We start from the raw sequence: 21,534 nt of genomic DNA, 5'->3' as shown, positions 1-21,534 counted from the left end.
TTTTTAAAAGGGACTCTTATCTACATATCCTATTCCATAATTACTCCTTAAATAGAATTATATTACTAATGATTTATTGTAAATTAACTATTTGCCAGGCAATCGGATGTTACACCAGCTACTTACGTCGCATTGATCATATGTATTATCACCTACTGCTACCACCGTGCCGTCTGATTTCAGGCCGACCGTATGTGCACAACCCGCCGCTATCGCTACAATATCGTTCCAATCGCTTACATTACATTGGCCATACCCATTCGAACCTACTGCCGCCACAGTACCATCTGGTTTAAGAGCAATGGTATGCTTACTCCCTGCCGCTATTGCCACAATATCTTTCCAGCTGCTTACATCACATTGACCATGTTTATTATTCCCCACGGCCATCACTATGCCATCCGATTTCAAACCAACAGTATGAAGATAACCAGCTGCCAACGCCCCAATACCACTCCATTCGCTTACATTACATTGACCATATCGATTATTACCTACTGCCGTCACCGTTCCATCCAATTTAAGACCAACTGTATGCCAGTCACCCGCCGTAACCGCCACAATATCTCTCCAGCTGCTTATATTGCATTCTCCTTCTTTATTTCGCCCGGCCGCTATTACCGTGCCGTCTAGTTTAAGACCAATAGTACGACGCCATCCTGCCGCAACCGATACAATATTATGCCAGTCGTTCACATCACACTGATCATGCTTATTCCATCCCACCGCTTCCACAGTATTATCACATTTCAGAGCGATTGTATGAGCGTTACCGGTGTTCGTCGCCATATGAACATTGCCCGCAGCGACTGCTTCAATCTCATACCAGCCGCTTACTTTGCATTCTCCTTCTTTATTTCGCCCTACTGCTACTACCGTGCCATCTGATTTAAGAGCAACTGTATGCCCCCGACCTGCCGCTATCGTATCTTTAGGCCACCGTTTCACTTTTAACATCTCTTCTTTCAGTGAAATGTAATTCATGTTTTACCTCCTTGCATATAAGCAACTATGTCCAAATTGATATTTTTATCAAATTTCATTATAAATGGCATGAATTTTTTTATAAAATTACAGCTACAAAAGAAGCTTATTATTACTTCTTCAAAAAATAAAAACCTCCAGTTTAAATACTAGAGGTTCCTTTTTTATTTCTTCAATCGTTCAATAAAATCGTTCAATTTATCAAGTGATTTCATATTCTGATTACAAGCTACACCATCTTTGCAAATATAGTTTCCCTTTTTAACGAAAGTTCCTTGTACATCACCTTTAATTTCAACTAAAAACATTCCTACTTCTTCATGCCCATGACATAATGAACAAATGCTTTTTTTATTTAAACTTTGGAACGTACCTTGCAGACCAACAAACTTATTTTTATCATTTTTCGCTATAATAAACTTCCTGCTTGATCCTTTATCAATCCAGCTTAAATAAGATATTTCTTTCATATCTATTTCTTCCATATCAGGAAGTTTTAACTTTTTCGCTTTAGGAAATAGTTTTTTTAATGTTTGCGCTGTAACTTCCTGAAACGGAATGACATACGGATTTATTTTCATTAAAAACGATTCTGCATCTTCTCTATTTTGAACTGTTAATACCGTATCGATTAACTCTTTCTGCTCATCCGTTAAATTCTCAAATACATGTATTATCTTTTCAATCGCTAATGATTTTAACGCTTGAATGACACCTCTATCATTTGCCGTTGCGTGCCCATTTGCTAAAATATAAGCTTGTGATTTTATAAAATTGTATTGATCACTTCTAATAAAAGCTTCCATCTTTATCACTCCATACAAATTGTTTATCTAGTTTTATTGTATACAATGATTACGTTTTTTGATATGTAAAAAATAACTTAGAAACAAACATTACATACATCACTTATTCTCTACTGCTGGATTTCCTGACAAAAGAAGCCATCATCTGTTTTCCATTCCGCATATAACACGTCTTCAAATTTAGTAATTCCTTTTTGCTTTATTTGTTTATAAAGCCACCCTTCATCAAATCCCGCTTCCCTCAAATTATCTTTCACTACTTTCCCGTCACTGATTAATGAAATTGGTAAGTATACAGGCTTATGTTTTAAACTTAAATCATTTATAGTGGGAGATTCGTATTTACTTTTTTTCAGAACGCTTATGTTTCCGTTAGGTTCCAAAATCATATATTCAACTTCTCGGATTGAAAATATATCTTTTTGTTGCCTAAGCATTTGTTGCAGTTGATTAATATCCAAATGATTTGAACTTAATTGTTCCCGATCAATCTTTCCATTACGGATAATGATAGAAGGGGAGCCTTCAAAAAAACTTCTCGTCCCTCTAAATTTTTGTGTTATCACTTCTATTGAATAGATTAACACTACCCATACAAGTACTGCATATAAAATAGACCATACTTTTATTTCCGGATCATATATAGTATTTCCGACTAATTCTCCGAGAACAATGGCAGAAATAAAATCAAATGGCGTTAACTGAGATATTTGTGTTTTCCCTAATATTTTAGTAGCAATCAATAGCACAAAAAAACCAAAAAATAGTTCTATCGTTATTTGTCCTAAATGATTCATATATGCTCACCTTTCTGCTTTTACTCAAATGCTCTATATTCTAGTAAAAAAACGGCACATTTTTTCTATTATCTTGTCCATTTATACACAATATATCCCATACATACAAAGCAAAAAGAGTCTAGTTCAAAATAATATTTGAACTAGACTCTTTTATCTTCATTTAGAATACACTATCTTTTTAATCGTTTCTCCGGAAAGAAAATACTCTTCTGCAAGTTGATGAATAGCAATTCCACTTTTAAACGCTTCTTTAATGGCTTTGTTTCTTTCATCTAACTGTTTTCTTCCTCCAGATCGTGTCCCCCATTTATAATGTTTCGTTTCTTGTTTTGGAATGTAAATTGTTTCACCTTGTATATACTTTTGAATTTCAGTAATTAAACTCTCTGGTAAAACCGTCGCAGCTTTAACGTATTTCATTTCTGCTCGCCCCTTATTTTTTATGGTTCATTTCAATAAGGTGCAAAGCCAAATATAAAAATGATTCAAGCTCATTTAGGCGATTGTATATTACTTGTCTACCTCACGCAAAGTATCGCCATTTCCATACTTGGCTTTGCATGAGACGCTGCAGTGTCCGGCAATTGAATTATAATCGCCATGTAAACACCTCCTAATATACCTTTTTCATTACATTATATGATAAATTCCTTCTCCTTGCATCCACATCCTTTTTAAAGCATGAAATTACTTAGTTTGATATAATACTTTTTAGTCCAATCAAAAACTATAGTGAGGTTGCGTTATGAAGAAGAAAAAAATCATTACAATCGTTACAATATTCATTATTACTGTAGCTTTATTCGGAACATACAAATTGATGAATGCAAGAAGCTTTCAATTATTTGGAGACTTAACAAATCGAGTAGAAACAAATGAAAAGGTGATTGCTTTAACTTTTGATGATGGCCCTACTAACAATGTAAAACAAATATTACCGCTACTAGATACATACAATGCAAAAGCTACTTTCTTTTTAATCGGAAATGAATTAGAGAAAAACCTATCGTTAGGAGAAGATATCGTACAATCTGGACACCAAATTGGAAACCATACATATTCTCATAACAGAATGGTTTTTAAAACACCTTCTTTTATTAAAGAAGAAATAGAAAAAACGAATTCATTAATCCGCCAAACAGGATTTACAGGCGCAATCGATTTTAGACCACCTAACGGAAAAAAGCTAATTGGGCTGCCCTATTATTTAAATAAAAACAATATCGAAACAATTACATGGGACCTTGAACCTGATACCTTTTATAAGTCTGCTGCTGATAAAATTGAATATGTTACTAAAAACGTAAAACCAGGTTCTATCATTTTACTGCACTCTATGTATGATGAATCTAATGAAAATTTACAGACCATTGAAGGTATTTTAGATTCATTATCTAAGAAGGGCTATCAGTTCGTAACAGTAAACGAACTACAAAAAAGAACAAAGTAAGAAAGGTAGCGTATCATACAATGATACGCTACCTTTTTGTTTAAATAATGCCAAGTACATTTAAGAATACGATAATAATCGCAATTGGTGCGATGAAGCGAAGTAAGAATAACCATAATACGAATAATTTATAGCCTTTATTTTTACTTACACCAAGCTCTTTCATTAATACATCTTTCTTCATTTTTAAAGGAACAAAGATAGAAACTAATAAAACACCAAGTGGCATTAATACGTTACTAACTGCATAATCAGCTAAATCAAAGACTGTCTTTCCGAAAATCTTCAGATCACTTAATATACCGAATGATAGTGCTGATGGTACTCCAACAACGAAGATTAATAATCCAACGATTAATGCCATTTTTTCACGTTTCCCTTTACCTTTTGCAGTTAAAGATGCAACGCTAATTTCTAACATCGAAATTGCTGAAGTAATAGTCGCAAAGAAGAATAGTAATAAGAAAACGATGAAGAATAATTTTCCGAATGCCATTTTACTGAAAATAGCTGGCAGTACGATAAATAATAGTCCCGGCCCTTGAGATGGTTCCATTCCAAATGCGAACACAACTGGGAAAATCGCTAGTCCTGCAAGTAATGTAATAACTAATGTTAAAGCCACGATAGAAAATGCTGAACGCGGTAAACTTTCTTCTTTCGGTAAGTATGAGCTATATGTTACCATAACGGCTACACCGACAGATAGCGAGAAGAACGATTGCCCCATTGCATATAATATGACTTCTGATGTTACATGTGAGAAATCAGGTTGTAAGAAGAAACGAACTCCTTCTCCAGCACCATCTAACGTAAGTGCACGAACGATTAAAACAAAGAATAAAACGAATAGTGCTGGCATGAAATATTTATTTACTTTTTCAACACCATTTTGTACACCTTTACTTACGATAAAAATAGTAATAAGGATGAATAATAGCTGTGATCCAACTGCTAAATACGGATTGGAAATGATTTCACCAAACGTAGCTTCGTATGCTCCATTTCCTTCCCATAGTCTACCTGTAATTGCATTCCATAAGTATAATAAAATCCATCCGCCTACAACACTGTAGAAAGAAAGTAGTATGAAACAAGTTACAATTCCTAATTTCCCTAACCATGGCCATAGTGTTTTTGGTGCGATTTCTCTATACGCATCAACAGCCTCTTTTTGTGTACTTCTTCCAATTACGAATTCAGCTAATAATAGCGGTAAACCAATTAATAATGTGAAACCAATGAAAATAAGGAAGAACGCGCCGCCCCCTCCAATTCCGGCCATATACGGGAACTTCCAAATCGCTCCTAGACCAATCGCTGAACCTGCTGCAGCTAATACGAAACCTAATTTCGATGTCCATTGCTGTGAATTCATTTATTAATCTCCTCTCTATCTCTTTTTCTTTGTTACAATTCGGTATTTATATTGTTCTATCCATACTCTTTTCTAATACGTTCACTTCCTCCCTACTAATAAAAAACGCCCCTACGTAAATACGTAGGGACGACAAAAATATCGCGGTACCACCCTAGTTATGAAGATACAACAAAGTTAGGACCTAAATAAAAAAAGCCCCTACGCAAATACGTAGGGACGATAAATTATCGCGGTACCACCCTAGTTATGAAGCCACAACAAAGTTAGGACCTAAATAAAAAACGTCCCTACGTAAATACGTAGGGACGATAAATATCGCGGTACCACCCTAGTTGTGAAACAATCTTCACCACTTTATTTGATAACGGTATAAACTACCGTCTTTCATTTCCTCATAATGTGAGATTTATGAAAGATGCTCCAGGACGAACTTCATGAATAATCTATATACTGATTCACACCAACCATCAGCTCTCTGAAATAGGGAGATATTCACTACTATACCCTTTCATTGCCCAAATATTATTTTCCGAATTGATTACTATCATTTTTATCACACATTAAAAATAGTGTCAACTTATATTTTGAATTTTTATGAGTACTTTCTTTTATAAAATTCGAAATATGACTTTTAAATGAATAGTATTAGAACATTTATGGTTTATACTGTATTAACTTCGCTAACGGGTTTATAGTAGTATACGATGAATGCAAGACAGCACGAGTAGGAGGAAAGAATTTTGTCTACTTCAAAAGTTTTAAAAGGTACTGCTTTATTAAGTGGTGCAACAATGATTTCACGTATATTAGGTTTTATATATTTCTTCCCATTTCAACTATTAGTCGGAACACAAGGTGTCGCTTTATATGGATATGCATACTCTTGGTACGGTATTTTATTAAGCTTCTCAACAGCTGGTATTCCTATTGCCGTTTCCAAATTTGTTGCAAAGCATAATGCGCTTGGTGATTATAGTACAAGCAAAAAATTATACAACTCTAGCGTAAAATTAATGTTGTTTATGGGCTTTTTAGGATTTTTAACTTTATTTATCGGAGCACCGTACATATCGCAATTTATTATTCGCTCAAAAACGCCAGATCCACAATTTATCGCTGACGTAACACTTACGATGCGAGCATTAAGTTTCGCACTTATTATCGTACCAGCTATGAGTGTTACACGTGGTTATTTCCAAGGTTTTCAACATATGAAACCAAGTGCAGTTTCTCAAGTCGTAGAACAAATTGCGCGCGTTGTTTTCATTTTAGTTGGTAGTTTTATCGTCTCAAAACTATTAGGAGGTTCAGTCGCCTCTTCTGTTGCAGTTGCTACGTTTGGTGCTGTTATCGGGGCACTTGCCAGCGTTTCGATTTTAATGTTGTACTGGAAAAAATATAATAGATTAAAGCCTCCCGAAGGAGAATTAAAGTCCAGGGCATCGAATATCCCATTAAAAAATATTTATATAGAATTACTTCGATATGCAATCCCAATTGTATTTGTCGGCATTGCAATTCCGCTCTATACGTTAGTAGATCAATATACTGTAGCTGATGTCCTTAGAGCGATGGGAGAACCGTTAGAAACAGCGAATGCAGTGTTCGCTTATATAACGAACTATGCCCAAAAGTTAATTATGATTCCAGCTTCACTTGCAACTGGATTCTCATTAACGATTATTCCGGCAATAACGAAATCTTATACAAGCGGGAAACTAGAAGAATTACAAGAACAAATTGCAAAGATATTTCAAGTCTTGTTATTCTTCACTATCCCAGCTGCATTCGGTCTTGCTAGCATCGCTTACGATGCATTCCGTATGGTTTATGTAAATCCTGAAATTGCACTTGGTGGATCACAATATTTAATTTCATTTGCACCTTCAGCTATATTAAGTGCGATTTTCACAGTTTCAGCAGCTATTTTACAAGGAATCGATTATCAAAAAAAAACGATGATTGCTTTCTCAGTCGGTATTCTCGTTAAAGTTTTAGTAAATACACCGCTCTTACATTTATTTGGTGGACACGGTGCTGTAATTGGAACAATTCTTGGATACCTCGTTTCCAATGTTATTATGTTGTACTGCATCATTAAGTTTGCGAAATTTAAAATTGGCGAAACAGCAAAAACAGTACTCCTTATTACGATTTACTCCGCAGCAATGTCTGCTGTTGTAATTGCTTTAAAAGCTATTTTAAAATGGATTATCCCTGGACAATCTTATACCGAATCACTTCTCATTGTTGTTATATGTGGCGCTGCAGGAGGACTTGTTTACCTTTTATTCGTATTAACGAGCGGTCTTGCTTCACATATTCTCGGTGATAGGATTCAGCGATTACCCGTACTAGGTAAATTAGTCAAATAAAAAGAAGGGATGTAACGCATTGTTACGTCCCTTCTTTTTCACTTCGCATATTGAATATGTTTTTGTTGTTCCGCAATATGTAATTCTGGAGCATGTTGCTCTACTAAATGTAATAGCTCTGCGATTAACACTTCTAACTCCTGTACACTATACTCCGGTTTCCCTATTAACGTATTCGCCATACGCTCATATAAGTTTTCAGGCTTAATGCTCATTCGTTCCACATTATTCGGCATCCATTTAAACGCCGGGTGATGCACATACATTCTGTTTAAACCAAATAAGACTCCAAATATATTTCTTTGTACTTCACAAATAACATCATATAACATAAGCCAGTCTTTTCGTTTTAAAAGTGCCTCTCGATTATGCCAGCGATTGCTTAACCAAAGATTTTCTGAAATCATCTGTTCCGCAAGTTCTTCTGGATATGATACCACTCTATCTTTTAGTTCATTCACTTTCTCTTCTCCATACAAACTAACACCGTCATGAACGGATGATACGATACATTGTTTTTCATAACTTATATCATATTGATCCACCACATCCGAAATAACTTTCTCTACTGTTTCCGTTAAAAAGTTACTAATTTCTAATTTAATTCCCCCTTTTGTCAAATATGTTTCCGACCATTCTTCTTCCTCGTAAGGATGATATGACAAAATTGTTCCACCAATATGATGAATAGGCCCTTTACGATCCCCATCCTCTGGTGGTGCTGACCATAAAATATGTAATTCTATATCTGAATGTTCATCTTCTAACTTTCTAGCTACCGAACCCGCTAAAATAATAGCTTCGACCTTCGGATTTCTCCTATAAATCTCCGACATTTCTATTGCTCTCTCTTTTAATCCCACTTCATTTCCCCCTATAATTGCAGTACACAATTATCTTTTCATTTATCTATTTCGATATTATGCACTGCATTCCCTTTTCAATGCTCCACTAAATCATATTTCTACCCAATAACGCTGAATAATTTCCCCAGTGTGAGAAGAAACCACTTCATTTTCTAACACTCCGCCAACCTTTTGAATCGTTTTAGCCGAAGCAATATTAGCTTTATCGCAAGTTATTAACACTTTCTGCAACCCTAACTTTTGTGCTTCATCTAATGCGAGTTTCAATTGTTTTGTCGCGTAACCTTGGCGACGTTTATTAGGATGAACACTATATCCAATATGACCACTTTCCCGCAATAATTCTTGGTTTAATCGTTTTCTAATATTCACAAAACCTATAAGTTCCCCTTGTTCAACACTTAAAAATTGACTAGAAGGTACTCGATTACTTTGTAAGTTTTCTCCCAGTTCCTGTTTACTCACTTTTTCAAACCATTCATCAAGTGAATCAAAATTTTGTAAAGAACTACTACCATGTGGTTGTTCATCCGTATGTAAAAATACCTCTCGATACTCCATAATTTGTTCGCTATATTCATTTGTCGGTTTTAATAGTTTCATTGCGTTTCTCCTCTCTTAATAACCTATAACAACCCCCTTAATAGCGCCGTTTCACCATTAAGGGGGTTCTATCATTTTTATTCAAATAATCCCATACTCAAATAACGCTCACCTGTATCAGGTGCAATACATAAAACCTTTTTACCAGCGCCTAATCGTTTTGCTATCATAATCGCTGCGTAAACAGAAGCTCCAGAAGATGGTCCAACTAATAACCCCTCTTGTCTTGCTAAGTTTCTCATTGTCGTTAAAGCCTCTTCGTCTGCAATTTGAATAATTTCGTTATACACTTCTGTATTTAAATTTTTCGGGATAAATCCTGGACTTGTTCCTACTAACTTATGAGGACCTGGAACACCGCCTGATAAAACGGGAGATCCTTTCGGTTCTACTACTGCAATATATAAGTTTGGTAGTTTTTCTTTTAACGTTTCCCCAGTCCCTGTAATCGTCCCACCAGTTCCAGCTGTTGCTACAAATGCATCAAGCTCACCATCCATTTGTTCATAAATTTCAAGGGCCGTCGTATAACGATGAATATTTGGGTTAGCTGGATTTTCAAATTGTTGCGGAATAAAACTATTTGGTATTTGCTTTTGCAGTTCTAACGCCTTCGCAATTGCTCCTGGCATTCTTTGTTCTGCCGGTGTTAAAACTACTTCTGCTCCGTATGCTTTCAATAAATTTATACGCTCTTTTGACATATTGTCTGGCATAATTAAAATCGCTTTATACCCTTTCGCAGCTGCATTCATTGCTAAGCCTATTCCTGTATTTCCACTTGTCGGTTCAATAATTGTATCTCCTGGTTTGATAAGACCATTCTCTTCTGCAACATGCAATAAATTATAGGCAGCACGGTCTTTCACACTGCGTGACGGATTAAACATTTCTAGTTTTACATACACATCTGCTGCGTCTTCTGGAATAAATTTAGATAATCGGACGACAGGTGTATCTCCTATTAATTCTGTAACATTTTCACATAATTTCATAGTGCATCCCCTATTCTATCGTTTTCTTATCACTTGGTAATAACCAAGAAGTAAGTCCAATTAATGGTAGACAACTACATAGTAACATAATGAATTGTAGACTATATATGTCCGCCAATTTCCCAAGGACTACAGAACCTAAAGCGCCGAGTCCAAACGCAAGCCCTACAATTAATCCAGATACCATCCCTACTTTTCCAGGTACAAGCTCTTGCGCATAAACAACAATTACACTAAAACTACTTGAACTAATAAAACCAATACATAAAAATAGCGGTACGACCCACACGAGCGAAACGTGAGGTAATAAAAGCGCAAGTGGCGCCGAACCTAGCATTGAAAATACAATAATTGTTTTCTTTCCAAATCGATCTGCTAACGGTCCACCAAAGAAAGTTCCTAATACACCGGCAATCATAAATGCGAATACGAAATACTGGGCATTTTTTATAGACAAACCGTAATGCTCAATTAAGTAAAATTGATAAAAATTCCCGATACCAGCACCGTACCAAGAACGTACAAAAGTAAGAAAAACAAGAAGTATAATAACAAATTTAATATGTGTACTTACAATCGCATTTTCAGCCTCAAGCGCAGCCCTCTTCTTTCTTCTTACAGCACCCGTAGCTAATTCATTCCTATACCAATTTGATACGAATATTAATAATACAATTCCTACCGCTGCAAAAGCTGTAAAACCTAAAGAGCCAATTTGGCCGAGGGGAACGAAAATTAACGCTGTAAAAATAGGAGCTAGAGAATTCCCTGTATTTCCTCCCACTTGATAAATTGCTTGTGCTAAACCTCGTTTTGCCCCTGCCGCCATATAAGCAACACGAGCACCTTCTGGATGGAAGACTGCGGAACCTAATCCGATAAATAAAACAGAAATAATAACAATAATAAAGTTCGGTGCAAACGCCAGTCCAATCATCCCAAGCATACTCGAAAACATACCGAGCGGTAATAAAAATGGTGATGGCTTCTTATCCGAATACATACCAAAAACCGGCTGCATAATCGATGACGTCATATTTAATGCAAACGCAATCCATCCTACTTGCATATAGGATAAATTCATCGTTTTTTCCAAAATAGGAAACAACGCCGGCACAACTGCTTGCATCGAGTCATTTAAAAAATGACCGAAACTAATCGCAAATAGTATTCGATATATCGTCGGTGTTTCCATTGTATTTTTTTTCGAAACTGCCTGCATATATGAATCTCTCCTTCCTGTACAAAATATATATTTATTACAGTAGGTGTAATAAATTCTGACTTTTGAAACATTTCTATTCTATACTGGTTTCATTTCTTTTTCCAGAAATATCACTTCTTACATAATATATTTTTTCTATATGTTTTATCGGATTTATTTATAGAAATTTTCTATATTTTCTTTTATACTAGGACAGAGATGAAGGGAAGGATGACAACTATGAAGAAAAAAACTAAAGGAATCGTTGCGCTCTCAATCACATTATCTATGTTTTTAACAGCATGTGGCCAAAAACAAGAGGCAACAACTACCGGGGAAAAGAAAAAAGAATCTTCAAAACAAGTATTAAATATTGTAGAAGCTGGGGAAATTTCTACACTTGATTCGTCTATCGCAACCGATGGGTTTTCTTACGCTGCATTAAACAACGTAATGGAAGGATTATATATGCCTGGTCCTGACAATAAACCTGTTCCTGCGGCAGCTGAATCATACAAACTGAGCGAAGACGGAAAAACATATACATTTACATTACACGATTCAAAATGGTCAAATGGTGATCCAGTTACTGCTCATGATTTTGAATACGCATGGAAACGTGCCGTAAATCCAGAAACTGCTTCTGAATACGCACATATTATGTTCGATATTAAAAATGCAGAAAAAATAAATAAAAAAGAATTACCAATTGATTCATTTGGTGTAAAGGCGATTGATAATAAAACGCTTGAAGTACAGTTAGAACACCCTGTTCCATACTTTTTAGGGTTAATGGGATTTGCAACGTTTTATCCTCAAAACCAAAAGGTTGTAGAAGCGCAAGGGAAAAATTACGGGCTTGAAGCTGCAAATGTAGTGTATAACGGGCCGTTCCAATTAAGTGAATGGAAACATGATACAAGTTACAAAATGACGAAAAACCCGAACTACTGGGATAATAAAAATGTGAAGTTAAATGAAATAAATGTAAATATCGTAAAAGATACTTCCACAGCCGTTAATTTATTTGAAAGCAAACAAGTAGACCGAATTACGATTAATTCAGAGTTTGTTGATAAATATCAAAAAGATCCGAGCTTAAAGAAAATGGAACGTCCTTCTATGACATTTTTCCGATTTAGCCAAAAGAATCCTTTATTAGCAAACAAAAACGCTCGAAAAGCTATTTCGCTTGCTTTTGATAAACAAGGCATCGCAACAACAATTTTAAATAATGGTTCTATACCTGCGAATGCATTCGTTCCGAAAGGATTTGTAAAAGGACCTGATAATAAAGATTTTCGCAGTACGAGTAATGTAAAAGTAGAAACAAATGTGAAAGAAGCTAAAACACTATGGGAAACTGCGAAAAAAGAAACAAATTTACAAAACGCTTCTCTTTCAATCATAACAACTGATGAATCTAACGATAAGAAAATTAGTGAGTTTTTAAAAGGTGAACTGGAGAAAAATTTACCAGGATTAAAAATCACATTACAGCCTCTTCCAGTAAAAGCATTTTTAGACCGTGAAGGAAATGGTGACTATGACATCTCACTTTCTACATGGGGACCGGATTATCCTGATCCTACAACATTCTTAAATATGTTTGTCACTGACGGACCGTTTAATAAGATGAGTTATTCAAACAAAAAATACGACGAATTAATTGAGAAAACGAGCTCTACTTTAGCAACTGATTTACCAGCACGTTGGAAAGCGTTCCAAGATGCTGAGAAAATCTTACTTGAAGATGATGCAGCTATCGCTCCAATCTTCCAATCAGGACTTGTGTATTTAGAACGTCCAACAGTAAAAGGTGTTGTTGTTCGTCCATTTGCAGGAATTTATTCTTATAAGTGGGCCTCTATTACAGAATAAGAAAAAGGCGATCCTAAAACATATTAGGATCGCCTTTTTTATTAAATTGCAAAACGCTTATACTTTTCGTAATCACTCGTCTTACATTCTACTTCTAGTTTCGTACCTTCGTTTTCATAACTCGTAGATAGAACGTGCGCATGATTATTGAAATAAGAAACTACCTGTCCTTGATCATATGGAATTAACATTTCACACTTCGTATACTCTTTATAGATGTGTGAGCGAATCATTTTTACAAGTTCTTCAATTCCAACGTGTTTCTTCGCTGATAAATAAACACGGTCTTCTTGTACTTTCGGAATTTCAACATCTACCATATCTGATTTGTTATAAGCATAGATTGTTGGGATATTTTCTACTCCAATTTTCTTTAACGTTTCATTTGTAATATCAATTAACTGTTCATAATTTGGATTTGCGTAATCTACAACATGAATAAGTAAGTCTGCTTCCGCTACCTCTTCTAACGTTGAACGGAACGCTTTCACAAGGTGATGCGGTAATTTGCTTACAAATCCAACTGTATCTGTTAATAAAAATGATTTGTTATCTGGCAAATCAATATTTCGTACAGATGTTTCTAACGTCGCGAATAACATATCTTTTTCAAATACTTGTTTTTCTTCTGTACCATTATAAATTTCAAGCATCGCATTCATCGTCGTTGATTTTCCTGCGTTCGTATAACCAACTAACGCTACAACTGGTACTTCATTTTTCTTACGCTGCTTTCTTTGCGTTTGACGCTGGGCAACAAGTGCTTCTAGGTCTTTATTTAAAACTGAAATCTGTTCTTCAATTTTACGACGATCTAACTCTAATTTCTTCTCACCGACACCTTTATTTTTCGTACCAACTCCGCCGCTCTGTCTTCCTAACGATTCACGAAGCCCGATTAAACGAGGCATCATATACTGAAGATGCGCTACCTCAACTTGCAACTGCGCTTCTTTCGTTTTCGCACGTTGCGCAAAAATATCTAAAATTAATATGGTACGATCAATAACTTTGCAATCTAAATCCGCTTCTAAATTTCGAATTTGTGAAGGAGATAATTCGTCATTAAAGATTACCATATTCGCATCTACTTCATTTACATAGACTGCTACTTCTTCAATCTTTCCTTTTCCAATATAATGGGACGGATTTACTCGTTGTAAATTTTGCGTCACTTGCCCAATTACCTCTACATCACAAGCTTCTGCCAGATTCGTTAACTCTTCCATCGAATATGCAAAATCATCTTCATTACCTAAATTTACTCCAACTAAAACTGCTCTTTGTAATAATTCTTCCATATATTTATTCCTCCATTTCGATTACGTAAAATAAAAAACACAGGTCACTGCCTGTGTTTTCGTAAACGGATAAGGGTTCACCAAAGAAATAGAAGAAAGTTATACTTTCATCCTATCTCATAGTCATTAAGTCCCAAGATCATATACGCATCCATAATAAGTGTTCACCTATACGATCCCATTCTATTTATAAAGGCAAAACAAAAAGAGGGCGTATTCGTCCCTCCCTCTTTTTCACATATAAGCTTAATAAAGGGTTCCTTTAAAATAGGCAGACCAATCCCGTTCACTCTGTACACAGACAGAGGCTTTGAGCGCTATTCAATTATTGGCACAAAGTATTGAGACGTAATCTAATTAAGATCAAAGGAAGCCCCTCCGTTCATTTAAGTTACATAAAGTGTAGCATAAGTAATTCGCTTTCACAAGATTAAACCACCTATAGAAACAGAAAGAAAATCTTTATATATTTACTTTAATCGTCATTTTTTGCGCGTTCTTCTTACAACAAAAATCACAAGAACTACTATCAGTAACAGACCTATAGAAAGAGTAACAACTTGCCACCAGCTTAAACCGTTCAACATGCCACTTTTTACATCGACTTTCTTCGTCGGAACAGATTCTTTTGCAATTTGACTTAAAGCCACTTTGTCCGCCCCTGCCTCATCTAATCTCTTCGTTCTACTGCAACTATGTGTGTGTAATTGTTTTTCAGATCCTCTTTGAGAAGAATATACTAAGTACTCTCCTCCCTCTACAAAGTGAAACACACAATCCCCACCATTTGTATACACAATAATTTGCGAAGACGTTGTCCCTTTCCAAATTCCCTTCACTTCAAATAATACTTCAATCCCAACCCCTTCTTTCCTTCCAACCTCAATTACCTTCCCCTCAAATACTACATCGTTTTTTCGAAATGCATCTTCTGCTGATACGTTAATACAATCACAAGCATAAGATTTCCCTGGAAAAATAATAAGAATAAAGCTACAAATAATGACAACAGGCAATATATACAAAATTCTTTTCAAAGAGCCCAACTCTCTTCATTATCAATTTTAAAAACTTATCGTATATTATTTTTTACAACACTCGCCAAACTCCTTCATAGTAAGTTAAGCTTTTTCGTTTCAATACAATAAAAGTCTTTATTGACATTTTTATAACCTGATATTAGTATCAGGTTATAAAAACAAGTTAGGAGATGTTCCTATGCATTCTAAATCTCGTATTACTGCAATTGGTACTTATGTTCCAAATCAAATATTATCTAATAACGTTTTAGAGAAAATGATTGATACGAACGATGAATGGATTGTACAAAGAACAGGAATGAAGGAAAGACGAATCGCGAGCGAAGACGAATACTCTTCACACTTAGCCATTAAAGCAATTGAAAATTTATGTACAACTTTTAAAAAGAACTTAGAAGATATAGACTGTATCATCGTCGCTACAACAACCGCTGACTATGTTTTTCCGAGTGTCGCATGTCAAATACAACAATACTTCAGCATACCTCGTACAATTGCATTTGATTTAAATGCAACTTGCGCTGGTTTCACATATGGATTGCACGTTGGGAATAACTTGATTACTTCTGGATCACATGAAAAAGTACTAGTCGTAGCAACAGAGACATTATCTAAAGTTACTGATTACACCGATAGAACGACCTGCATTTTATTTGGCGATGGTGCTGGAGCTATTTTATTAGAAAGAGATGAAAACAAACCGAGCTTTATTGCTGCTCATATGGGAACAAATGGGCACGGTGGCATTCATCTATACCGAACAAACTTATCTACTACTATGAATGGTACACCACTGCAAACAAATGAAAAAATCGTTCAAAATGGGAGAGAAGTATATAAATGGGCAACTCGCATAGTACCAGCAGGCATAAAAGAACTATTACATACCGCAAATATGAAAATAAATGATATAGACTGGTTTATTCCTCATAGTGCTAACTTAAGAATGATTGAATCTATTTGTGAAAAATCTCAAATTCCAACACAAAAAACATTAACGAGCGTGGAATATATGGGGAATACGTCTTCCGTCTCTATTCCACTCGCTCTAGATTTAGCTAGAAAAGAACGAAAATTAAATAACGGAGACACACTTTTACTATACGGATTTGGCGGTGGTCTTACGCATTTAGGCCTTATTGTGGAGTGGGATTTAAACTAACATTTTTCTTTTATACAACTAACTACAAAAAAGCTGCATTCAAAGATTGGTTACCTCCCTTTGAACGCAGCTTTTATTATCTTAATTTTATTTATCCCGCTTTAATGGGCAGTAAGACCCCCACCTCAAAATTCAGCGAAAGCAACGAATTTAGGTGGTGGATCAACTGCCCATAAAAGTCCGATTGGTTCAACTAATAATTAGTGGGGGATGAAGAACCCCCCCCACTAATTAAAGTTTCACTTTACCTGTCCGAGCCCATACCACAACAGGAATAAGCATGAAAGCTAAAACTCCTCCAGCTAATGACAATGCCGCATAACTTGAATTCGCTACTACCATACCTGACATGGCTCCGCCTGAAGCTCCAGCTAGCGCAATAAACACATCTATTTTCCCTTGTGTTTTTGCACGTGTGGAAGGTATAGTTGCATCAACAATTTGAGCAGTACCACTTATTAAGCCGAGGTTCCATCCTAATCCAAGTAAAGACAAAGCAACGATTAATAGTATTAAAGAGTCGCTCGGCGCTAACGCAGCTATGACACCTGCTGCCAGTAAAATTACTCCGCCAGCTATACTCATCGTAGTTCTTCCAATTTTATCAATTAGCATTCCCGTAACGAGAGATGGAAGATACATTGCACCAACATGAAAACCAATCACAAGCCCTACTTCACTTAATCCATGACCGTGGTGTCCCATATGAACTGGCGTCATCGTCATAATCGCAACCATCACGACTTGCGTAAGTATCATTACGATAGCTCCAACAGTAATACCTCGTTTGTTTTCTGTCGCTTCTTCTATTACCACTTGCCCTTTATATGTATGTTCTTGTTTATATGTTTCTATCATATTTGCAATAAGTAACGGATCTGGACGAAGCATAACAAATAGGACAATACCCGCCAGTATAAATGCAGCTGCTGATAATATGAACGGACCAGCAAGTTCAGGAATTCCAATTGAATGAGCAAACCTTCCCATTACACCTACTAAATTTGGACCTGCGACTGCACCAAAAGTCGTCATTACCATCGTAATACTAATAGCAGTTGCTCTTTGCTTCTTATTCGCTAAATCCGTTCCAGCATAACGTGCTTGTAAATTCGTAGCTGTGCCCGCGCCATATATAAGTAAAGAAACTAGTAAAAGAATAATACTATTTGTTAAAGCTGCCACCACTACTCCAATAGCTCCTAGTCCACCTACTATAAAACCTCCTGCAAGCCCTATGCGGCGACCATGTTTTTGTGATAACTTCCCAACAAAGAAAGCTGCTACCGCAGATCCCATTGTAAACATAGCTGCCGGTAATCCTGCATATGCATCTGTCCCAAGCATTTGCTGTGAAAGAAGTGCACCTACTGTAATTCCAGCAGCTAATCCTGCTCCGCCGAACATTTGCGAAATACTTACGATTAGTAATGTTCGTTTATATAATCTTTGTTGTTCTTCTTCTGTATATATATGATTACTTATTGAAGCATCTGCTGTATCTATCATTTTCTCACCCTTTCTATAAAACTAATATCTCTTGTTAATGTACTATAGAACAACAAAATCCCCAAATTTAAAATACTAAAATTTATTTATACATGTAAAGAACCCCACGGTTTATATTTTCCCATTACCGAGGGGTTCCCAAAATTACAGGGTGGTTCTTCTTTATATTTCATATGTAAACTCTGTACTATTTTACAACTACATCTTCATTAGCTTCAAAATCCTCTGTCTTACCCTCTTTCATTTCATAATAATAAGAAGGTAATTCTATACCATGCTCTAAGAAATAATCCTCAATTAATGAAATAATCACTTTCAACGTTTTCAATCGAGCATATAATTTATCGTTACTCGCGATAATTTGCCATTTCGCATTTGGCTTATTTGTTTTTTCAAACATGTCTTCCATCGCTTCAACATACTCATCCCATTTTTCACGGTTGCGCCAATCTTCGTCTGTAATTTTCCATTTTTTCAAAGGGTTGTTCTCTCTATCTTTAAACCTCTTTAATTGTTCATCTTTACTAATATGATAGAAGAACTTTCCGACTATATAATGATCATCTGTTAATAGTTTTTCAAAATCATTAATCTCATCATATGCTCTCGACCACTCTTCCTTTATAGCAAAACCTTCAACACGCTCAACTAACACACGACCGTACCATGAGCGATCAAAAATAGTAATTTGCCCGTACTGAGGTAATTTCCGCCAGAAACGTTGCAAGTAATGGTACCGTTTTTCATGAGGTGCTGGTGCTCCAATTGGATTTACTTGGAACCCACGTGGATCAAGGTGTTCTGTCACTCGCTTAATCGCTCCGCCTTTTCCAGCCGCATCCCAGCCTTCCATAACGAGCATAACTGCGATTTTTTCTTCTTTTACTATTTGCTGTAATGCTAATAAGCGCCTTTGATATTTTTCAAGTTTCTTATTGTACTTAGATTTCGATTCAATTCTTTTCGTTACATCTACTTTAGCAAGATATCCATTTTCCATAAAACAAATCCCCCTTGTTGTATGACAATGTTATTTTAACATATTTTTGGGAATTATTTCATAATTATATTCCTTTTGACTTATACTTCAAATCGAAAACCGAAATGATAAATCACATCCGTAAATACTTTATAGTGCATCATTAAAGAATGTATATTCCCCTTAAATCCCAAAATAAAAACAACCATCACCTTCTACATAAACAAGATGATGGTTGTGTGAATTGAATAAAAAAGCTCTACACATGTTAACTATTCTCGATAAATACCTTCTAAGATTATAGATTATATATTCATTGACTTTTCCTCACATCGATTCAACGCTACATAACAAGCTCCATATACACCAGCATCATTATGTAATGATGCTAAAACGATTTTCACCTTATTTTGATAGATGTCCATTATTTTGTCATAGAACCTTTCTTGAATTTGTTTCAAAAATGGTTCACCTTGCTCTGTAATACCTCCCCCAATAATAATTAATTCGGGGTTAAATATATAAGTAATATTTACTAAACCAGCAACAACATACTGTAGAAACTGTTCATATACATTTTTCGCCAACCACTCTCCTCTGTACATACGTTCTATAATTTCTTCACCTGTGATTGTACCGATCTCTAGCCCTTGAATTTTGGATGCTTCTTTATACTGACGAATCAACGCCGAAGTCGATGCATATCTCTCATAACATCCCTCTCCGCCACAACTACATTTTTCTCCATTATGAACAATTATCATATGACCAAGCTCTCCTGCTAGCCCTTTCACTCCCTGAAGCATTTTGCCTTTTGCAATGATTCCACTACCAATCCCGGTTCCAAGTGTGATTAAAACAATATGTTCTTTCCCCCTCCCTGCTCCTTTCCACATTTCACCGAGGCAAGCTGAACGAACATCATTTTCAACTATCGCCACATACCCTGTCTCACTATAAATGTAATCTGCTATTTTTGTACCGCTATATCCCGAAATATTGGCAGAATACAGAACTTCCCCTTTGATATTATCGATAATCCCACACGATGATACACCTACAGAATGAATTTTATAGCTCTTTTCAAACTCATATATTACTTCACAAATACGATACAAAATTTCTTTCTTTTGATTTTGTACTGGTGTTGTTATTTTCCCTTGTTCATGTACTATTCCTTGTTCATCAATCATTGCATATTTTATAAAAGTTCCTCCAATATCAAAACAAGCAACGTACTTCCCCATATTTCTCCCCTTCCTACTTTTAGACAATTATAATTTCATTATAGAAATTATCTACATTTTTAAGCTGTATGCAACCTGTTATTTCCTCAGCTGCGTTAGCCATTCCACACGCCACTGAAAAACGAAGTGCATCCTTTATCCCATACCCCTTTGCGAGTGCTAACGTTATTCCTGCAACCATTGCGTCACCTGAGCCAACAGCATTGATAGTTTTTATTTCTGGAATAATTGCCCTTATGCTTTCATCTTTCGTAATAAGTATCGCTCCTTCTCTTCCAAGTGATAGCAAAACATACTGCACACCCCCCTCGCAGATTTTAGTTGCTTCCGCAATCATTTCTTCCTGTGACACACGTTTTTTTTGAAACAACTGGCAAATTTCTTGCCTGTTTGGTTTAATTAAAAATGGTTTTCCTTGTATGCCATGAAACAATGATTCTCCACTTGTATCTAATATGAATTTCTTACCATTTTCAGCTGCCTTTTGTGCCAACTTTTTATAAAATGAATTTGGAATACCCTTAGGTAAACTTCCCGATGCAACAATAAACTCAAAATCTTTTACTATTCTTTCATATTTTTTTATAAAAAGAGCTATTTCATCCTCCGAAATAGCTGGTCCTGCTTCTAATACTTCAGTAGCCGACGCAGATTTTTTTGTTATTAACGCTATACAATTGCGGGTTTCTTCTTTAACGGAAACAAATTCGTCAATAATTGATAAATCTTTCAATTTTTTTCTTATGAACTCACCATTACTACCACCAAGTAACCCAACTCCTGTTACTTCTTCTCCTAGTAAACGAAGTACTCTCGATACATTAATACCCTTCCCACCCGCAGTTTTTTCATAGTCTTTGGTGCGATGTACTTTGTTTAATTTTAATTCCCCTAATTCATATCGCATATCAACTGATGGATTCAATGTAATTGTCGCAATCATAAGAATTA

Annotated in this window: 19 protein-coding genes and 1 other annotated feature; of the genes, 4 read left to right on the top strand and 15 right to left on the bottom strand. The window is 35.7% G+C overall.

The window, feature by feature from the left end; genetic code table 11:
- Nucleotides 1-87: 87 nt before the first annotated feature.
- The 4 genes from ACHZK0_RS09095 to ACHZK0_RS09080 form a co-directional block, all read right to left on the bottom strand.
- Nucleotides 88-984, bottom strand: a complete 897-nt coding sequence (locus tag ACHZK0_RS09095; protein WP_262740785.1) for an RCC1 domain-containing protein — start codon at nt 982-984, stop codon at nt 88-90.
- A gap of 164 nt (nt 985-1,148) precedes the next feature.
- Nucleotides 1,149-1,790 (bottom strand): FusB/FusC family EF-G-binding protein, encoded by a 642-nt coding sequence (locus ACHZK0_RS09090; RefSeq protein ID WP_270606595.1) that lies wholly within the window; start codon nt 1,788-1,790, stop codon nt 1,149-1,151.
- A 110-nt stretch (nt 1,791-1,900) separates the two neighbouring features.
- A complete protein-coding gene (locus ACHZK0_RS09085) occupies nt 1,901-2,587 on the bottom strand; it encodes a DUF421 domain-containing protein (protein ID WP_395761461.1) in 687 nt (228 codons plus the stop codon).
- A 159-nt stretch (nt 2,588-2,746) separates the two neighbouring features.
- Nucleotides 2,747-3,010: a CD3324 family protein gene (locus ACHZK0_RS09080; protein WP_000878308.1), complete on the bottom strand. Its 264-nt coding sequence runs from the start codon at nt 3,008-3,010 to the stop codon at nt 2,747-2,749.
- Between the two features lie 325 nt (nt 3,011-3,335).
- On the opposite strand from ACHZK0_RS09080, the gene ACHZK0_RS09075 reads away from it, so the two are divergent.
- The gene (locus ACHZK0_RS09075) at nt 3,336-4,040 is read left to right on the top strand and encodes a polysaccharide deacetylase family protein (protein WP_270606598.1); all 705 of its coding nucleotides are present in this window, start codon (nt 3,336-3,338) and stop codon (nt 4,038-4,040) included.
- 40 nt (nt 4,041-4,080) lie between these two features.
- On the opposite strand, the gene ACHZK0_RS09070 is transcribed toward ACHZK0_RS09075, so the two are convergent.
- Entirely contained in the window at nt 4,081-5,418 is a 1,338-nt protein-coding gene (locus tag ACHZK0_RS09070) for a sodium-dependent transporter (protein ID WP_001088183.1), read from the bottom strand.
- 301 nt (nt 5,419-5,719) lie between these two features.
- Nucleotides 5,720-5,942 (bottom strand) — a binding site (T-box leader).
- A gap of 219 nt (nt 5,943-6,161) precedes the next feature.
- Here ACHZK0_RS09070 and ACHZK0_RS09065 point away from each other — a divergent pair.
- Nucleotides 6,162-7,796, top strand: a complete 1,635-nt coding sequence (locus ACHZK0_RS09065) for a putative polysaccharide biosynthesis protein (protein WP_395761460.1) — start codon at nt 6,162-6,164, stop codon at nt 7,794-7,796.
- A gap of 38 nt (nt 7,797-7,834) precedes the next feature.
- On the opposite strand, the gene ACHZK0_RS09060 is transcribed toward ACHZK0_RS09065, so the two are convergent.
- From ACHZK0_RS09060 to ACHZK0_RS09045, 4 genes are all read right to left on the bottom strand, one after another.
- On the bottom strand, nt 7,835-8,659 hold the full coding sequence (locus tag ACHZK0_RS09060) for a DUF4037 domain-containing protein (RefSeq protein WP_262740780.1): 825 nt from the start codon (nt 8,657-8,659) through the stop codon (nt 7,835-7,837).
- Between the two features lie 93 nt (nt 8,660-8,752).
- Nucleotides 8,753-9,265 carry a GNAT family N-acetyltransferase gene (locus ACHZK0_RS09055; protein WP_262740779.1) on the bottom strand — a complete coding sequence of 171 codons (513 nt, stop codon included), beginning with the start codon at nt 9,263-9,265 and terminating at the stop codon, nt 8,753-8,755.
- A 77-nt stretch (nt 9,266-9,342) separates the two neighbouring features.
- Nucleotides 9,343-10,260 (bottom strand): cysteine synthase A, encoded by a 918-nt coding sequence (cysK, locus tag ACHZK0_RS09050; RefSeq protein WP_000762271.1) that lies wholly within the window; start codon nt 10,258-10,260, stop codon nt 9,343-9,345.
- Nucleotides 10,261-10,270: 10 nt separating this feature from the next.
- A complete protein-coding gene (locus ACHZK0_RS09045) occupies nt 10,271-11,482 on the bottom strand; it encodes an MFS transporter (RefSeq protein ID WP_001149401.1) in 1,212 nt (403 codons plus the stop codon).
- A gap of 222 nt (nt 11,483-11,704) precedes the next feature.
- On the opposite strand from ACHZK0_RS09045, the gene ACHZK0_RS09040 reads away from it, so the two are divergent.
- Nucleotides 11,705-13,345, top strand: a complete 1,641-nt coding sequence (locus ACHZK0_RS09040) for a peptide ABC transporter substrate-binding protein (RefSeq protein WP_262740778.1) — start codon at nt 11,705-11,707, stop codon at nt 13,343-13,345.
- Nucleotides 13,346-13,386: 41 nt separating this feature from the next.
- Here the strand turns inward: ACHZK0_RS09040 and hflX are convergent, their stop codons facing one another.
- Together hflX and ACHZK0_RS09030 are read right to left on the bottom strand one after the other, a co-directional pair.
- A complete protein-coding gene (gene hflX / locus ACHZK0_RS09035) occupies nt 13,387-14,646 on the bottom strand; it encodes a GTPase HflX (RefSeq protein ID WP_262740776.1) in 1,260 nt (419 codons plus the stop codon).
- A gap of 482 nt (nt 14,647-15,128) precedes the next feature.
- Nucleotides 15,129-15,683 carry a cobalamin biosynthesis protein CbiN gene (locus ACHZK0_RS09030; RefSeq protein WP_395761459.1) on the bottom strand — a complete coding sequence of 185 codons (555 nt, stop codon included), beginning with the start codon at nt 15,681-15,683 and terminating at the stop codon, nt 15,129-15,131.
- Nucleotides 15,684-15,864: 181 nt separating this feature from the next.
- Here ACHZK0_RS09030 and ACHZK0_RS09025 point away from each other — a divergent pair, with 181 nt between their 5' ends.
- Nucleotides 15,865-16,848: a ketoacyl-ACP synthase III gene (locus tag ACHZK0_RS09025; protein WP_395761458.1), complete on the top strand. Its 984-nt coding sequence runs from the start codon at nt 15,865-15,867 to the stop codon at nt 16,846-16,848.
- Nucleotides 16,849-17,079: 231 nt separating this feature from the next.
- Here ACHZK0_RS09025 and ACHZK0_RS09020 read toward each other — a convergent pair whose 3' ends face one another.
- The 4 genes from ACHZK0_RS09020 to pfkB form a co-directional block, all read right to left on the bottom strand.
- On the bottom strand, nt 17,080-18,357 hold the full coding sequence (locus tag ACHZK0_RS09020; RefSeq protein ID WP_395761457.1) for an MFS transporter: 1,278 nt from the start codon (nt 18,355-18,357) through the stop codon (nt 17,080-17,082).
- A gap of 187 nt (nt 18,358-18,544) precedes the next feature.
- Nucleotides 18,545-19,357 (bottom strand): polyphosphate kinase 2 family protein, encoded by an 813-nt coding sequence (locus ACHZK0_RS09015; protein WP_395761456.1) that lies wholly within the window; start codon nt 19,355-19,357, stop codon nt 18,545-18,547.
- A 284-nt stretch (nt 19,358-19,641) separates the two neighbouring features.
- Nucleotides 19,642-20,583, bottom strand: a complete 942-nt coding sequence (locus ACHZK0_RS09010; protein ID WP_395761455.1) for an ROK family protein — start codon at nt 20,581-20,583, stop codon at nt 19,642-19,644.
- Nucleotides 20,584-20,602: 19 nt separating this feature from the next.
- On the bottom strand, nt 20,603-21,526 hold the full coding sequence (gene pfkB / locus ACHZK0_RS09005; RefSeq protein ID WP_395761454.1) for a 1-phosphofructokinase: 924 nt from the start codon (nt 21,524-21,526) through the stop codon (nt 20,603-20,605).
- Nucleotides 21,527-21,534 lie beyond the last annotated feature (8 nt).

Source organism: Bacillus sp. 3G2 (genome assembly GCF_044324725.1).
GTDB lineage: Bacteria > Bacillota > Bacilli > Bacillales > Bacillaceae_G > Bacillus_A > Bacillus_A mobilis.
The sequence above is the reverse complement of the archived record's forward strand: the minus strand, read 5'-3'. Positions and strand labels throughout refer to the sequence as shown.

Bases quoted from the DNA above. Each gene is read 5' to 3' on its own strand.
- ACHZK0_RS09095 (WP_262740785.1), bottom strand. From the start codon at position 984: ATGAATTACATTTCACTGAAAGAAGAGATGTTAAAAGTGAAACGGTGG.
- ACHZK0_RS09090 (WP_270606595.1), bottom strand. From the start codon at position 1,790: ATGGAAGCTTTTATTAGAAGTGATCAATACAATTTTATAAAATCACAA.
- ACHZK0_RS09085 (WP_395761461.1), bottom strand. From the start codon at position 2,587: ATGAATCATTTAGGACAAATAACGATAGAACTATTTTTTGGTTTTTTT.
- ACHZK0_RS09080 (WP_000878308.1), bottom strand. From the start codon at position 3,010: ATGAAATACGTTAAAGCTGCGACGGTTTTACCAGAGAGTTTAATTACT.
- ACHZK0_RS09075 (WP_270606598.1), top strand. From the start codon at position 3,336: ATGAAGAAGAAAAAAATCATTACAATCGTTACAATATTCATTATTACT.
- ACHZK0_RS09070 (WP_001088183.1), bottom strand. From the start codon at position 5,418: ATGAATTCACAGCAATGGACATCGAAATTAGGTTTCGTATTAGCTGCA.
- ACHZK0_RS09055 (WP_262740779.1), bottom strand. From the start codon at position 9,265: ATGAAACTATTAAAACCGACAAATGAATATAGCGAACAAATTATGGAG.
- cysK (WP_000762271.1), bottom strand. From the start codon at position 10,260: ATGAAATTATGTGAAAATGTTACAGAATTAATAGGAGATACACCTGTC.
- ACHZK0_RS09045 (WP_001149401.1), bottom strand. From the start codon at position 11,482: ATGCAGGCAGTTTCGAAAAAAAATACAATGGAAACACCGACGATATAT.
- ACHZK0_RS09040 (WP_262740778.1), top strand. From the start codon at position 11,705: ATGAAGAAAAAAACTAAAGGAATCGTTGCGCTCTCAATCACATTATCT.
- hflX (WP_262740776.1), bottom strand. From the start codon at position 14,646: ATGGAAGAATTATTACAAAGAGCAGTTTTAGTTGGAGTAAATTTAGGT.
- ACHZK0_RS09025 (WP_395761458.1), top strand. From the start codon at position 15,865: ATGCATTCTAAATCTCGTATTACTGCAATTGGTACTTATGTTCCAAAT.
- ACHZK0_RS09020 (WP_395761457.1), bottom strand. From the start codon at position 18,357: ATGATAGATACAGCAGATGCTTCAATAAGTAATCATATATATACAGAA.
- ACHZK0_RS09015 (WP_395761456.1), bottom strand. From the start codon at position 19,357: ATGGAAAATGGATATCTTGCTAAAGTAGATGTAACGAAAAGAATTGAA.
- ACHZK0_RS09010 (WP_395761455.1), bottom strand. From the start codon at position 20,583: ATGGGGAAGTACGTTGCTTGTTTTGATATTGGAGGAACTTTTATAAAA.
- pfkB (WP_395761454.1), bottom strand. From the start codon at position 21,526: ATGATTGCGACAATTACATTGAATCCATCAGTTGATATGCGATATGAA.